Here is a 14713-nt window from a genome sequence, read left to right on the forward strand (position 1 = left end):
CATCCCCCCCATGAGAATCCTGCTTGTCGAAGACGAAGCCGACCTGGCGCAGGCGCTCGCGTCGGCGCTGCGCCAGAACCAGGCGGTGGTCGATGTGGCGAGCTCGCTGCGCGCGGCCGAGGAGGCCGCGCTCGGCGCGCCCTACGACGTGGTCGTGCTCGACCGCGGGCTGCCCGACGGCGACGGCCTCTCGCTCGTCGCGTTCCTCGCGCAGAACCACATCGCCTGCGCCGTGCTCGTGCTCACCGCCATGACCGACGTGGCCGAGCGCGTGCTGAGCCTGGACGGCGGCGCCGACGACTACTTGGCCAAGCCCTTCTCGATGGACGAGCTGCTGGCCCGCGTGCGCGCACTGGCACGCCGCCCCGCGGTGCGCGCCAACTTCATCATGACGCTCGGGCAGCTGCGCTTCGACCACCACACGCGCCAGGCCCACGTGGGCGAGGCCTGCCTCACGCTGCCGCGGCGCGAGCTGCTGGTGCTCGAGACGCTGCTCGAACACCGCGGCCGCACCGTGCTGCGCGAGGCGCTGCAAGACCGCGTGTACGGCCACAAGGACGACATCCAGTCGAACGCGCTCGACACGCACGTCTCGCGCCTGCGTTCCAAGCTCGACAAGGCCGGCGCGCAGGTCGAGATCCATGCGATCCGCGGGGTGGGCTATCTCATGTGCGCGCCGCAGTCGGCATGAGCGCAGCGCCGGGCCGCCCCAAGCAAGCTCGCGCCGCAGTGCGAAGCACGAAGGCATACCAATGAGCTTGCTTTCGCTGCGCTGGCGGCTGATCTGGAGCCTCATCCTCTTGCAGGTGGTGGTCGGCCTGCTGGTGATGGGCGGCTTCCTCGGTTTGGCGTGGGCGCTGGGCCGCGTGGTCGACGAGACCGGCCACGAGACGGTGGCCGCCATCCAGCGCGCCTTGATGCGCGGCACCGACGGCCAGCTGGTGGTCGAGCCCACGAGCGCGCTGCGGCGGCTGCAGAAGGCCGACCCGCAGTTCTGGTTCATCGTGCGCGACCCGCACGGTGTGCAGCTGCGCCACGGCGAGGTGCCGCCCGCCTACCTGCGGCTGCTCGATGCGCTCGACGACACCGAGCGCGTAGCCATCGACCCCGAGAGCGACGGCACCCGCCCCAAGGCCCGTTTTGAGCGCATCGAATCGCGTGCCGGTCCGGTGGCGGTGATGGCGCAGACCGGCGGCCCGCTCACGGTGGAGAACACGCTCAAGGGCACCGGCATCGCCTTCCTGTTCCTGGTGGCGCCGATGGCGCTCGTCACCTGCCTGGGCGTGATCCTGGCGACGCCGTTCGTCGTGAAGCGCGGCCTGAAGGGCGTGGTGGCCACGGCGGAGCATGCCGAAGGCATCGACGTGCACGAGCGCACCACGCGCCTGCCGCTGGCCAACGTGGCCAGCGAGATCCGTCCGCTGGTCAACGCGGTCAACCGCGCCTTCGACCGGCTCAACGAAGGCTACGACCGGCAGGAGCGCTTCCTGGCCGACGCCGCGCACGAGCTGCGCACGCCGATCACCACGCTGCAGATCCACCTCGAAGGCCTGCCCAACGACCCGCTGAAGATGAAGCTCATGCAGGCCTCGGCGCGGCTGGCCACGCTGGCCGAGCAGCTGCTCGACCTGCAGCGGCTGGACCACGGCCTGTCGCTCGACCAGCAGGTGGAACTGAAGTCGCTGTGCGAGCGCGTGGCGGCCGACATCGCGCCGCTCGCCATCCGCAGCCGCTGCACGCTGTCGGTCGATGCGCCGCAGCCGCTCACGGTGCGCGGCGACGCGCCTTCGCTCGAGCGCGCGCTCACCAACCTGATCCAGAACGCCATCGAGCACGGCGGGCCGGGCTGCGACATCCAGGTGCGGCTGTGCGAGCCCTCGTGCATCGAGGTGCGCGACTCGGGCCCCGGCATTCCCGAGGCCGACCGCGAGCGCGTGGTGGCGCCGTTCCACCGGCTCGTGCCGCGCGGGCGCGGCGCCGGGCTGGGCCTGCACCTCGTGGCCGAGGTGGCGCGGCTGCACCGCGGCCAGCTGAGCATCGGCTCGAGCGAATCGGGCGGCGCGAAGATGCGGCTCGAACTGATGAACCTCGAGGCCTGAAGAAGACCCGCTTGTCATGAACGCCATCGACCGGCTGCCGGAACCCACGAACCTTGCTGGCGCGCAGGCGCTGATCGCGCGCGTGCAGGCGATGCTCGATGCCGAAGGGGTGGCGATGCGCGCGCCGCCGCCGGAGCCGACCACCTGCTGCGGGCGTGGCTGCAATGGGTGCGTGTGGGAAGGGTGGCTGGCGGCGGTGGCTTATTGGCGGGATGAGGCGTCGCTGCTGCTGGGTTAGTAGACGCGGGGGCGCAGCACCTTGATTGCTTCCGCACCCGCCAGATGGTCGACAAAAAGATGCTCTGCGAAAAGGTAGCGCCCCACCACGCTGCGCAGATCAGGTGACTCGCACACCGTCACGGTCTCATGGCGCTCGGTGTACATGAGTTGGAAGGCCGGACCTTCCTTCAGCATGTAGAAGCAGCCATCGCTGCTGATTCGCTCGGCCCTGATCCTGCCTTCGTACCAGCGGGTGGCCATCGCATGGTCGACCAGCGCGTCGGCGTCGATGGTGAATACCGCTCGGCACTCGTCGGGCGTGAAGTCATCACGCAGGGCTGTGCCGTTCTCGCCGTTGTAGGCCTCGTGGATCAGGTCCGAGGCCGTGTTGTGCAGCAGGGCCTCGAGCTGCGCGTGGCGGTCCGGAGGCTGCACCATCTGGTAAGGGACGATCAACGGAGGCGTGGCAAGGCTGGCGATGTGGAAAGGCTCGACACCCGTTTCCAGGCTGGTGGAAAGCTTCAGGTACCAACGCTCCTGTGCTGCGCGCGGTGTCCTGCGAGTGGCTGTCACGCTGCCGGCATAGTGCACGCGGCGTTCGCCTGTGCCGGTGGGCGTCGATGGAGCAGCATCGGCACTGCCCGTGCCCCAGAACTGATCCCTCAACGACCAATCACCATCCGCCGGATCGTTCAGGGTCTGGACGATGAGGTCCGCGAGGATCTGCGGCGGTGCCTGCGCGGGCTGGCCATCGACGGACACCGGCACCATGGCATCGACCCTGAACGCCATCGGCTCGCCGAGGCGAAAGCTTTCGTCGCGACCGACGTGGATCGCTTCGAGCGCCTGGCGTCTCGGCGGCGGCAGGGCGCGCCGCACGAGGGAATAGACGGCCACCAGCGTCAGCACGCCGAAGATCGGAAACACCGGCAGCCCCACCAGCAGCCACAGCAGGTTCCAGCCTCCTTCCAACGACCAGCGCAGTGCGTTGAAACCGAAGGCAGCAAAGAAGGCCAGCACCGCCAGCGCGACCAGCGAACCCAGCCAGTCGGTGACGCTGGTTCGTGAAGGGGCATTTGAAGGCGGCGGCGCCGGAGATGTCCACGCCGTGTCATGCCGCTGCACGATGCGCGGCAGGCCGATCACGCGCGGGTCGGGCAGCGGCGTCCAGAAGCTGTCGTCCTGCGCAGCCAGCGCGATCGTGCGAACGCCATCGCGGTGTTCAAGCTGCAGCGCTGCCTGCGCGACGCCGTCCTGCGCCGCGTCTTCAAAGCTCAGAGGGCGCGCATCGGGCACGCGGTGGTAGCGGCGCTTCTCGACATCGACGATCAGCGCATCCGCACCCGCCGATGCCGCATGAAAGCGCTCGTCAGAAGACGCAAGGCCTTCCGACAGCGGCAGCGCCAGAACCCGCGCGAGGACATCAAGGTAAGAGTGGGGGCGAGACATGCGTCCGAATCTAGCCGGCGATCCCGAGCGCCGCAGCCGCAAGCTTCGCCACCTCCAGCGTGCCCCCAGGCGCCTCGCCATCTTCCAGCATCCACACCGCCGACAACCCCGCCCACGCCAGCACCCACTGCAGCAGCCGGCGCCGCTCGATGCCCGTGGCCTCCGCGATGACCTCGATGCGGCGCGCGAAGCGCCCCGGCACCAGCGCGCTCTCGCCGTCCGGATTGCACAGGATGTTCGCGTGGTCGAAGCCGCGCTCGCCGTGCAGGCCCTTGGGGTCGATGGCGAGCCAGCCGGCCGGGCCGAAGTCGAGCACGTTGCCGTGGTGGATGTCGCCATGCAGCACGACCACCTCGCGCGGCGCCGCCAGCAGTTCGCGCGCGGTGCGTGCGCTGTGGTCGAAGACGCCGCCGTGCGTGGCCGCGCCGGCCCACAGCGACTCGAACCAGCGCGCGAGCGGTACCAACGTCGGGGGCGGCGGCATGTCGCGCGGGGCATGCAGGCGCGCGGCGGCGGCGCACAGGATGCGCGTGGCCTCGTCGTCGCGACCGTCTTTCACCATCTGTGCAAGCGAAGCCGTGCCTTGCGCGCGCACCATCAGCAGGGCTTCGCCGTCATGGGCCAGCACGGGCGCGGCGCCGTCGCCGTTCCACCAGGCCATCAGCAGGCTGCCTGCCTGTTCCTCGGCTTCGTGCGACACCTTGAGCATGGCCGCAATCCCCTGCTGGCGCACGGGCAGCAGCGTGCCGCTCAGCGACGTGAAGGCCTCGCCGTCGGGCGTGAGCTGCCAGCGTTCCAGGTAAGGCGCGAACACGCCGTGCGGGACCACTAGCGCGATTCCCAGAACCCCCGGTGCGTGGCGATCATCTCGTCGGCCACTTCGGGCACGGGGCCGATCACCTCGACGGGTTTCTGTCCGCGCGCGAAGACCTCGCGGCAGGGCAGGCTCAGCGTCGGGTTCTCGGGGTGGTCGCCGGTGAGGGCGAGCAGCGCGGATTCTTCCGCGCCGTACACGATGCGCCCGATGTTGGCCCAGTAGCTCGTGCCCGCGCACATGGCGCAGGGCTCGAAGGTGGTCACCAGCGTGCACTGCCACAGGTACTCGGGCGGCCAGTTCTGCGCCGCATGGCGCGCGAGCGTGGCCTCCGCGTGGTGCACCGTGTCGATGTTGCCCTGCTCGGCGAGGATGGTCTCGCCGTCGGGTGCGACGAGCACGGCGCCGAAGGGGTGGCGGCCCATGGCCATGGCGCGTCGCGCCACGGCGTCGGCGCGACGCAGCGCGCGGGTGATCTGTTCGGGGGTCATGCCCCCATTATTTATGCGTTCTGCGAGCCGCGGTGTGCCCAGCCGGTCGTGTGCTTCTCGATGAGGCTGAACAGCTCATACATGATCATCGCCATCGCGCCCACCACCATCAGGCCCGCGAAGGCCAGGCCCATCTGCATGGCCGAGCCGGCCGAGATCAGCAGGTAGCCGATGCCCTCGTTGGCGGCGGTCATCTCCGACACCGTGGTGCCGACGAAGGCCAGCGTGATCGCCACCTTCAGCGAGCCGAAGAAGTAGGGCATGGAGCGCGGCAGGCCGATCTTGACGAGCACGTCCCAGCGCTTGGCGCCCAGCACGCGCAGCACGTCTTCCAGCTCGGGCTCGAGCGTGGCCAGGCCGGTCGCGATGTTCACCATGATCGGGAAGAAGCTGATCAGAAATGCCGTGAGGATCGCCGGCCCGATGCCGATGCCGAACCACACGACCAGGATCGGCACGAAGGCCGCCTTGGGTAGCGCGTTGAAGGCCGTCATGAGCGGGTAGATCGCCGCATAGGCCAGGCGCGAGCTGCCGATCACGAAGCCCAGCAGAACGCCCACCACGATCGCCAGGCCGAAGCCCGCCATCGTGACCCAGAAGGTGCGCCACGCGTGGCCCGCGATGATTTCCTTGAACTCCCAGAACTGCTCCCAGATGCGCAGCGGGCTCGGAAAGATGAAGTCCGACACGCCGAAGCCCGCGCAGATCACCTGCCACAGCAGGAGCACCGCCACGAGCAGCAGCCACGGCGACCAGCGCTCGAGTTGTTTGCTGTTTTTCATCGCCGCCTCCTCAGTGCGCTGCCGCCGCAGCAGCGGCGGAGGGGGTGGTGGCGTTGCCGCGGATGGCGCCGATGTGGCCGCGCAGTTCGAGCACGATGTCGGTGAACTCCTTGGTGTAGGTCAGCTCCAGCTCGCGCGGGCGCGGCAGGTCGATCTCGCGTTTCACCACGAAGCGCCCGGGGCTCTTGCTCATCACGTACACCGTGTCGGCCAGGAACACCGACTCGCGCAGGTCGTGCGTGACCAGGATCACGTTGAACTGCTGCTCGGTCCACAGGTCGCGCAGGATGCACCACAGCTCTTCGCGCGTGAACGCGTCGAGCGCGCCGAAGGGTTCGTCCAGCAGCAGCATCTTGGGCTCGTGGATGAGCGCGCGGCAGATGCTCGCGCGCTGCTGCATGCCGCCCGAGAGCTGCCACGGGAACTTGTCCTCGTAGCCGCCCAGGCCCACCTTCTGCAGCAGGCGGCGGGCCCGCTCTTCGTATTCCTTGCGCTTGGCCTTGAAGTTCGAGCGGTAGGGTTCGACGATTTCCAGCGGCAGCAGCACGTTGTCGACCGTGGTGCGCCACGGCAGCAGCGAAGGCGCCTGGAAGGCCATGCCCGAGATCTTCAGCGGCCCGGTCACGGGCTGGCCGTCGATGCGGATCTTGCCCATCGAGGGCATCTTCAGCCCCGTGGTGAGCTTCATGAAGGTCGACTTGCCGCAGCCCGAGGGGCCGACGATGGCGATGAACTCGCCGCGCGTCACCTTCAGGTCGATGGCCTCGACCGCGAAGTGGTTGGCGCGCAGCAGCTCTTCGTTGTAGGCGAGCCAGACGTCCTGGAAATCGACGAAGGGGGCAGCTGCGTCGGGTGTCGTTGCGCCGGCCGCCATCACTTGCGCAGGATTCCGCTGAGCTCGGCCGCCGGCGGGAGCATCGCCGCGGTCCACACGGCGTCGGGGCTCACGCGCGTCTTGGTGTTGAAGGCGTCGGACACCTGCGAGGCCATGAGCGACATGCGGCCCGCGTTGACGGCGCCGAAGCCGTCGGTGCGCGCGTCGGCGCTGTTGATGACGGTGTCGATGGCCAGCTGCAGGCGGCGCGTCTCGAGTTTGCTGTCGATGATGCCGTCGCGCGCCTTCACCGATTCGATGCCCAGGGCCGGGTTGGCGATGACTTCCTTGGCGCCCTTGGCAAAGGCCGAGAGGAACTTCTTCACCGCCGCCGGGTTGTCCTTGAGCAGCTTGGGCGAGGCGATGATCACGTTGCCGTACAGCTTCACGCCGTAGTCGGGGTAGGGCAGGATCACCACGTCGGCCGCCTTGGCGCCGCGCGCTTCCAGGTTGAGCAGCGAGGTGAAGGTGAAGCCCGTGATGGCGTCGATGTCGCCGCGCACCAGCATGGTCTCGCGCAGCGTCGGGTCCATGGCGGTCCAGTTCACGGCGCCGATGTTGTTGGCCTTGGCGAAGATCGGGAACGCGCGGCGGCCGGCGTCGAACACCGGCGCGCCGAGCTTCTTGCCGGCGAGGTCGGCCGGCTTGGTGATGCCGCTCTTCTTGAGCGCCATGACCGAGGCCGGCGTGTTGTTGTAGACCATCATCACGGCCACCGGCTTGTTCGGGCTGTCGGGGTTGTTGGCGTGGAACTCCATCAGCGCCGCGAGGTCGGCAAAGCCCATGTCGTAGGCGCCCGAGGCCACGCGCGTCACGGTGCCGCCCGAGCCGTTGCCGGCGTCGATGGTCACGTCCAGACCGGCGGCCTTGAAGTAGCCCTTGGCCGCGGGGTGCAGGAACAGCGCGGCCGGTCCTTCGAAACGCCAGTCGAGCTGGAACTTGATCGGCGTCGGGCTCTGGGCCATGGCCGAAGACAGGCCGAAGCTGAGGGCCGAGGCGGCGAGGAAGGACTGGATCAGTTGACGCTTGTTCATGCGGGTTCCGTGAAGGTGAATGCTTCGGCATTCAAGCAAAAACGGTGCCCGCACGCGATTGGTGCGAACCCTTCCGGTGAATCACCGAGGTGCGCGCCGCGCCCAGGGCGTGTGCGGCGTGCACCGCGCCTGGGAATCGGGGCCTGAAGCCTCGTCAGAGCGTCGCGCCGATCTTGCGCAGCTCGGCGATCTGCGGCGCCTTGGGCAGCCAGACCTTGTCGAATTCGGCGATGACCGGCGCGGGGTTGTAGTTGGTGGCGCTCTTGATCGCGATGCCGCTGGCCTTGAACTTGTCGATGAGGCCCAGCTCGGTGGTCACGATGTCCTTGATCTGCGCGTCGAGCTGCTGCTTCACGAGGTCGGTGATGAGCGCCTTGTCTTTGGCGTCGAGCGTCTGCCAGATGCGGCCCGACACCAGCGGCGCGAAGGGCATGAACAGCGCGTTCATCGGCAGCAGCGTTTTCGAGACGCGGTCGAAGCGCTGGTTCCACGAGAACTCGATGTCGGCTTCGAGCCCGTCGACCTGGCCGTTGGACATGGCGTCGAACACGCCCGGCGTGGGAATGGGCGTGGGCGCGGCGCCCAGCAGCTGGTAGAAGTCGCGGTACACCGGCGTGGGGTTGATGCGCAGCTTCATGCCCTTCAGGTCGGTGGGCGAGGCGATGTCCTTGGTGGCGAACACCACGCGCATGCCGGTGATGCCCCAGCCCAGGCCGATGGTGCCGGTCTCGCGCGGCAGCACGTCGAGCAGTTTGAGCGCCGCGGGCGTGCGCACCAGCGAGGCGACGTTCGTGGTCGAGCGCACGAGGTAGGGCGCGTTGATGGCCGCCACGCTCGCCACGCGCGAACCGAGTTCGGCTGCCTGGATCCAGCCCATGTCGAGCGCGCCCGACTGCAGCTGCTGCATCATGGCCGACTCGTTGCCGAGCTGGCCCGAGTGGAACACCGTGGCGCTCAGGCGGCCGTCGGTGGCCTTCTTGAGTGCTTCGCCAAAGCTCACCGCGGCGCGGTTCCACGAGTGGCCCGCAGGTGTGATGAGGCCCAGGCGGAATTCCTTGGCGGCGGCGGCACGCGACACGGTGCCGAAGAGGGCGGTCGACGCGGCGGCGGTGCCGGCGGCGGCCTGGACGAACTGGCGGCGAGAGAGGGGCATGCGAAGCTCCTGTGGGGTGAGGTGAATGAACGGGAACGCGGATCAGCGCTTACTTGATGAGCGCCAGGGACAGACTCGGGAACAGCGACAGCAGCACCAGCGCCACGCAGCAGATCAGGAAGAAGGGCAGCGTGACGATGAACATCTTTCCGGGCTTGGCCCCGGTCACCGCCGACGCCACGAAGAAGCTCAGCCCCACCGGCGGCGTCATCAGCCCGAGCACGAGGTTGATCACCACCACCACGCCGAAATGGCGCGGGTCGATGCCGTAGATTTCCGTCGCGATGGGCAAGAGGATCGGCACGGTCATGATGAGACCGGGAATGCCGTCGATCACGGTGCCGATCACCAGCAGGATCACGTTCACCAGCAGCAGGAAGGCGATCGGGTCCTTCGCCACGGTCTGTATCCATGCGGCCGTGGCCTGCGGCACCTTGCCGTAGATCAGCAGCCACGAGAACACCGCGGCGGCCGCCACCAGGAACAGCACCACCGCCGAGTAGATCGCCGACTTCAGCAGGATCTGCGGAATCATCGCGAAGCGGAATTCCTTGGTCACGTAGCGCCCCACCAGCACCGCGGCCACCGCGCCCACGGCTGCCGATTCGGTGGGGTTGGCCAGCCCGCCGAGGATCGAGCCGACGATCACGATGGGAATGAGCAGCGTCGGGCAGGCCGTGAGGATCGTGTGCAGCCGCTGGCGGGCGGTGCGCTTCTCGGTGCGCGGGTAGTTGTAGATCACGCCCATGCCGGCGATGACGATGAAGAACAGCACCGTGAGGATCACGCCGGGGATGATCCCGGCGATGAGCATGTCGCCCACCGCCACCTGCGCGAGCACGCTGTACACCACGAACATCACCGAGGGCGGAATGATCGGGCCGAGCATGCCGCCGTACACCGTGATGCCGGCGGCGAAGGTCTTGTCGTAGCCCTGCTTCTCCATCTCGGGCACCATGATCTGGCTCATGATCGCCACCTGCGCGGTGGCCGAGCCGATGATCGACGACACCAGCATGTTCGCCAGGATGTTCACGTAGGCGAGACCCCCCTTCACCGAGCCGATGAAGGCCAGCGCGAGGTCGACGAGGCGGCGCGTGATGCCGCCGCCGTTCATGATCTCGCCGATCAGGATGAACAGCGGAATCGCAATGAGGCTGTAGCTGTCGACGCCGCCGAACATCTGCACCGGGAACGACTGGAACAGCACCGTGTCGCCCGAGTTGAGGATGTAGACGATGCCCGACAGGCACAGGCAGGCACCGATCGGCACGCCGACCAGCATGATCAGCAGGAAGAAGGCAGAGGTCAGCATTTCAGTTCACGGCGTCCGCGTTGGCGACATGGAACTCGTCGTGCGTGCGCTTGGGCTGCAGGCCGAGGTCTTCGAGGAGGTTGGCCAGCGCATGCACGCTGAGGGTGAGCGCGAAGATCGGCAGGATCAGCTGCACCACCCACGTCGGCCAGTCGAGCGTCTGCGTGCGCTCGGTGTAGAGAAAGTTGAAGCTCTCGGCCGCGAATTCCTTCGCGTCGAAGCCGTGGCGCACGATGCCGGCCGGGTCCATCCACAGCCAGCACATCGCGAGCAGGGCCAGCCCGAGCAGCAGCACGCCGCCCGAGGCACTGGCCTTGGCGATGCGCGCGGCCCGGGTGCCGAGCTTGTCGGTGAGCAGCGTCACCGCAAAGTCCAGCCGCAGCCGCGTCATCGCCGACGCACCGAAGAAGGTGAGCCAGACCACGCAGTACACCGAGGCCTCGTCCACCCAGTAGAGCGGAAAGCCGCCGTAGCGCGTGACCACGTTCAGCAGCACCAGCACGATGAGCAACCCCATCAGGCTGCTGAGCAGGTGGCGCTCGCAGCGCAGGACGAAGTCCGACGCGTCGAGCACGCGGCGGGACAGGCCGCCGCTCTCTTTCAAGGCGTTGTCTTGCATGGTGTTCTGGGCCTTGCGGTGCGTCGTGCGCGCGGCGATTACATGACCGACTGGTACTGCGCGGGCCGCGTGGCCAGCGCCTTGGCGACGACCTTCTCGATGAAGGCGCGCTCCTCGCCGATGAGCGGCAGGCGCGGGCGGCGCATGTGCTCGGTGCCCACGCCGACCAGCAGGTCGATGAGCTTGAGGTTCTGCACCAGCTTGGTCGACACGTCCAGGTGCAGCATCGGCGTCATCCACTGGTACAGCTTCAGGGCTTCGGCAAACTTGCCGGCCTTCATCAGGTCGTACAGCGCCACCGTCTCGCGCGGGAAGGCGCAGCCCACACCAGCCAGCAGGCCGTCGCAGCCCAGCGCCAGGCCTTCGTAGGCCAGGTCGTCCACGCCCAGGAACAGCTGGTAGCGGTCGCCCACCGTGTTGCGCAGGTCGGTGATGCGGCGGATGTCGTCGGTGCTTTCCTTGATGGCGGCGATCCATTCGCAATCGGCCAGCTCGACCATGTGCTCGGGCTTGAGGTCCACGCGGTAGGCCACCGGGTTGTTGTAGACCATGATGGGTTTCTGGGCCGCGTTGGCGATGGTGCGCACGTTGAGCATCGCTTCGCGCGGGTCGGCCACGTAGATCACCGAAGGCATGACCATGTAGCCGGCCACGCCCAGCTTGTTGGCGCCGTCCACGTAGCGCAGGGCTTCGCGGGTGCTGGTCTCCGACACGTTGGCCAGCACGGGGATGCGGCCGTCGGCGGCTTCCAGGGCGATCTTCGCGACCTGCAGCTTTTCTTCGAGCGTCAGCGTGCTGGCTTCGCCCAGCGAGCCGCAGGTGACGAGGCCGTGGATGCCGTTGCGGATCTGGAAGTCGATGTGGCGGGCGGTGCCCTCGGCGTCGATGCTTTCGTCGGCGTGGAACTTGGTGGTGATGGCGGGGAAGATGCCTTGCCAGCGGGGATTGCTCATGGACGTGTACCTCGAAAAAAGAAGAAAAGGGCGCTGCGGACAGCGGTCGAAACCAGGGCTTGAAGGCTTGGTTTTTAAATATATTAGTAAGATATGAGAAATATCTGCTCAGGGTATTAGCAGATTGCATGCCAGCCGAAATGGTGGTTGGAGGCTTCTGAAAAGGGCGATCGGACGTCTGGAAGCACCGCCTTGGCGCACCCACGCCTCAGGATGCGGCGGACGAAAAAAAGCCCCGCAGCGGTGAACGCGGCGGGGCGTGCGGCTTGCGCCGGCGCTGGTGTGGCTACGTCAGTGCGGCCGTCGCCCCGAAGCCCAGCCAGTACGGATCGCCCACGCGCTTGCCCACGCTGCTGGCGGCGTCGCGCACCGTGGCGCCGAAGCGTTCCACGAGCGCTTCCGACAGCTGCTCCGCGGGCAGCGCGATGCCGAAGGCGTAGGTCTGGCGCGTGGCGGGGTCGAGGACCGCCGACGAGATGCCCGCCACGTTGGTCACGTACTCGCCGCGCGACAGGGCCCAGCCGGTGTCGCGGATCACGGCCAGGCGCGCGAGCAGGTCCTTGCGTGTCTTCGGTGCGTGGCCGCGGCCCTGGTCGAGCTTGGTGCCGATCAGGGCGCCCACTTCGTCGTCGTCCAGGCGGGCCAGCAGCGCGCGGCCCATGGCGCTGGAGTAGGCGGGTGCGCGGCTGCCCGGCGGCGTGTAGATCTGCAGCGCGCCGGCACCGGTGCGCATCTGGATCACCAGCGTGTCGGCCCCATCGAGCACGTTGATGTAGCCCGTGTAGCCCGTCTCGCGCACCAGCGCGTCGAGCGCTTCCTCGACCAGCGAGGCCGTGTTGCGCGAGGCGCGGAAGTGGTATGAGGCTTCCATGATCACGCCGCCCGGGCGGTAGGCGCGCGTGGCCGCGTCGCGGTCCAGGAAGCCGTAGCCGGCCATCATGCTCAGCGTGCGGGAGGCCGAGCTCTTGGGCAGGCCCAGCTCGGTCACGACGTCCGTCACCGTGATGTCGCGGCGCAGCCGCGCGATCAGCTTCAGGACGTCCATGGCGTTGGCAAGGGTGCTCATCGTGTTCGATAGGTTGGGGTGGGAATCATAGGTTCGGCGCCGGTGCGTCTTTTCGGCCGACCCGGGTGAACGCCCGCTTGACAGCCGAAAGTACGGTTTTATCATTCAGTCCAAGTTTATTGGACATGGTTCCAAAATATGGAACTAACAAGGAATGACCATGCACCATGAAGTGACCGCCGTCGCGCCGCTGGAAGACAAGGGCGCCGGGCACACCGCGTTGCCGCCGGCCGCGCTGCATCCCAAGGCGCTCGCGCCCGCCAACCTGATCCTCACGGTGGTGCTGAGCGTGTTCGGCGCCATCGTCGGCATCCAGATGCTGGCCAGCCTGGGCATCACGCCGAGCACCTCGCTGATCGGCGCGCTCGCGGCCATGACCTTGGCGCGCGTGCCGCTGGCCATGTTCCGGGGCTTTCGCTCGGTGCATGCGCAGAACCTGGCGCAGACGAGCATCTCGTCGGCCACTTTCGGCGCGGCCAACAGCCTGTTCCTGCCGATCGGCATTCCGTTCCTGTTCGGCCTGCCGCAGATGGTGGTGCCGATGCTCATCGGCGTGAGCCTGGCGATGCTGCTCGACGCCTGGCTGCTGTACCGCATGTTCGACACGCCCGCCTTCCCGGCGAAGAACCCGTGGCCGCTGGGCATCGCCGCGGCCGAGGCCATCAAGGCGGGCGACGGCGGCGGCAAGCAGGCCTGGCTGCTGCTGGGCGGGCTGGCCACCGGCGTGGCGGGCGCGGTGTTCAAGCTGCCGATGTCGGCCTTCGGCGTGGCGCTGATCGGCGGGCTCGGCGCCATGACCGCCTTCGGCATCGGGATGCTGGTGCGCGGCTACTCGGCGCCGCTGTTCGGCTTCGACATCGGCACGCGCTACGTGCCGCACGGGATGATGATCGGCGCCGGCCTCGTCGCGCTGGTGCAGGTGGCGCGCGTGGTGCTGAAGAAGCACGGGCGCGAGGCCGACCCTGACAGCACCGCCGCGACGACAGAGGCGCTGGCCGAGGCGCGCGGCGCCAGCGTGCTCGGCCGCTCGCTCAAGCTGGGCGGCGCGGGCTATCTGGCGATCATGGTGCTGCTGTGCGCGGGCACCGGCATCTACACCGGCATGTCGCCGGGCATGCTGGCCTTGTTCATCGTCTACGGCACCTTCGCGGCCTTCGTGCACGAACTCATCGTGGGCATCGCGGCCATGCACTCGGGCTGGTTCCCGGCCTTCGCGGTGGCGCTGATCTCGCTGCTGCTGGGCATCCTGATCGGCTTTCCGCCCGAGGCGTTGGTGGTGCTGGCCGGCTTCTCGGCCGCCACCGGCCCGGCCTTTGCCGACATGGGCTACGACCTCAAGGCCGGCCACCTGCTGCGCGGCGAGGCCTCGGGCTCGGCCTTCGAACTCGAAGGCCGGCGCGAACAGATGATCGCCGGCATGGTCGGCTTCGGCGTGGCGATCGTGGTGGTGGCCTGCGCGTACCCGCTGTTCTTCGCCAACCACCAGACCGCGCCGATCAACGCCGCCTACGTGGCCGCCATCAAGGCCGGCATCTCGGGCGAGACCGCGCGCAACCTCGCGCTGTGGGCCGTGCCCGGTGCGCTGCTGCAGCTGGCGGGCGGGCCGCGCCAGCAGCTGGGCGTGCTGTTCGCCACCGGCCTGCTCATCGCCAGCCCGATGGCCGGCTGGATGGTCGCGGCCGGCATCGCCTGCCGGCTCGCGGTGCACGGCGTGCTCGGCGCCGCCGCGCGCGAACGGCTCGAGGTGTTCGCCGGCGGCGTCATCGCGGGCGATGCGCTCTACAGCTTCTTCTCGGGCGCGGTGAAGAGCCTGCGCAAGTAGTTCTCCCTCTTTCCTTTCATCAC

Annotated in this window: 15 protein-coding genes; 4 read left to right on the top strand and 11 right to left on the bottom strand. The window is 68.2% G+C overall.

The genetic code is table 11. The features are described 5' to 3' along the window. Positions 1 to 10: 10 nt before the first annotated feature. The 3 genes from AC3WQR_RS28690 (at position 11) to AC3WQR_RS28700 (ending at position 2337) form a co-directional block, all read left to right on the top strand. Positions 11 to 691, top strand: a complete 681-nt coding sequence (locus AC3WQR_RS28690) for a response regulator (protein WP_062473345.1) — start codon at positions 11 to 13, stop codon at positions 689 to 691. Between the two features lie 61 nt (positions 692 to 752). Next, positions 753 to 2099 carry a sensor histidine kinase gene (locus tag AC3WQR_RS28695; protein WP_492745327.1) on the top strand — a complete coding sequence of 449 codons (1347 nt, stop codon included), beginning with the start codon at positions 753 to 755 and terminating at the stop codon, positions 2097 to 2099. 16 nt (positions 2100 to 2115) lie between these two features. After that, positions 2116 to 2337: an oxidoreductase-like domain-containing protein gene (locus AC3WQR_RS28700; RefSeq protein ID WP_062473346.1), complete on the top strand. Its 222-nt coding sequence runs from the start codon at positions 2116 to 2118 to the stop codon at positions 2335 to 2337. On the opposite strand, the gene AC3WQR_RS28705 is transcribed toward AC3WQR_RS28700, so the two are convergent. The 11 genes from AC3WQR_RS28705 to AC3WQR_RS28755 all read right to left on the bottom strand — a co-directional run bounded on the left by AC3WQR_RS28705 (position 2334) and on the right by AC3WQR_RS28755 (position 12868). Then, on the bottom strand, positions 2334 to 3767 hold the full coding sequence (locus AC3WQR_RS28705) for a hypothetical protein (protein ID WP_492745329.1): 1434 nt from the start codon (positions 3765 to 3767) through the stop codon (positions 2334 to 2336). The genes AC3WQR_RS28700 and AC3WQR_RS28705 overlap by 4 nt on opposite strands. Positions 3768 to 3777: 10 nt before the next feature. Beyond that, the gene (locus AC3WQR_RS28710; RefSeq protein WP_492745331.1) at positions 3778 to 4596 is read right to left on the bottom strand and encodes an aminoglycoside phosphotransferase family protein; all 819 of its coding nucleotides are present in this window, start codon (positions 4594 to 4596) and stop codon (positions 3778 to 3780) included. Continuing rightward, positions 4596 to 5072 (bottom strand): nucleoside deaminase, encoded by a 477-nt coding sequence (locus AC3WQR_RS28715; RefSeq protein ID WP_159273291.1) that lies wholly within the window; start codon positions 5070 to 5072, stop codon positions 4596 to 4598. Before AC3WQR_RS28715 ends, AC3WQR_RS28710 begins: the two co-directional genes overlap by 1 nt. A gap of 11 nt (positions 5073 to 5083) precedes the next feature. Next, positions 5084 to 5854, bottom strand: a complete 771-nt coding sequence (locus tag AC3WQR_RS28720; RefSeq protein ID WP_070062385.1) for an ABC transporter permease — start codon at positions 5852 to 5854, stop codon at positions 5084 to 5086. Positions 5855 to 5864: 10 nt separating this feature from the next. Then, on the bottom strand, positions 5865 to 6728 hold the full coding sequence (locus tag AC3WQR_RS28725) for an ABC transporter ATP-binding protein (protein ID WP_492745334.1): 864 nt from the start codon (positions 6726 to 6728) through the stop codon (positions 5865 to 5867). Further along, positions 6728 to 7762, bottom strand: a complete 1035-nt coding sequence (locus tag AC3WQR_RS28730) for an ABC transporter substrate-binding protein (RefSeq protein WP_062473355.1) — start codon at positions 7760 to 7762, stop codon at positions 6728 to 6730. Before AC3WQR_RS28730 ends, AC3WQR_RS28725 begins: the two co-directional genes overlap by 1 nt. 154 nt (positions 7763 to 7916) lie before the next feature. Further along, positions 7917 to 8915 (bottom strand): TRAP transporter substrate-binding protein, encoded by a 999-nt coding sequence (locus AC3WQR_RS28735; protein ID WP_492745336.1) that lies wholly within the window; start codon positions 8913 to 8915, stop codon positions 7917 to 7919. Between the two features lie 49 nt (positions 8916 to 8964). After that, complete coding sequence (locus AC3WQR_RS28740; RefSeq protein WP_062473357.1) at positions 8965 to 10230, bottom strand: TRAP transporter large permease; 1266 nt, start codon at positions 10228 to 10230, stop codon at positions 8965 to 8967. Between the two features lies 1 nt (position 10231). Then, positions 10232 to 10849 (bottom strand): TRAP transporter small permease, encoded by a 618-nt coding sequence (locus AC3WQR_RS28745; protein WP_354343885.1) that lies wholly within the window; start codon positions 10847 to 10849, stop codon positions 10232 to 10234. 38 nt (positions 10850 to 10887) lie between these two features. After that, positions 10888 to 11802, bottom strand: coding sequence for a dihydrodipicolinate synthase family protein (locus tag AC3WQR_RS28750; protein WP_492745338.1), 915 nt, complete (start codon positions 11800 to 11802; stop codon positions 10888 to 10890). Positions 11803 to 12088: 286 nt separating this feature from the next. Beyond that, the gene (locus tag AC3WQR_RS28755; RefSeq protein WP_159273294.1) at positions 12089 to 12868 is read right to left on the bottom strand and encodes an IclR family transcriptional regulator; all 780 of its coding nucleotides are present in this window, start codon (positions 12866 to 12868) and stop codon (positions 12089 to 12091) included. 160 nt (positions 12869 to 13028) lie between these two features. Here AC3WQR_RS28755 and AC3WQR_RS28760 point away from each other — a divergent pair, with 160 nt between their 5' ends. Next, positions 13029 to 14690 (top strand): OPT/YSL family transporter, encoded by a 1662-nt coding sequence (locus AC3WQR_RS28760; RefSeq protein WP_492745340.1) that lies wholly within the window; start codon positions 13029 to 13031, stop codon positions 14688 to 14690. The last annotated feature ends 23 nt before the right edge of the window (positions 14691 to 14713 follow it).

The organism is Variovorax sp. FW305-3-2-15-B-LB1, from assembly GCF_058787635.1.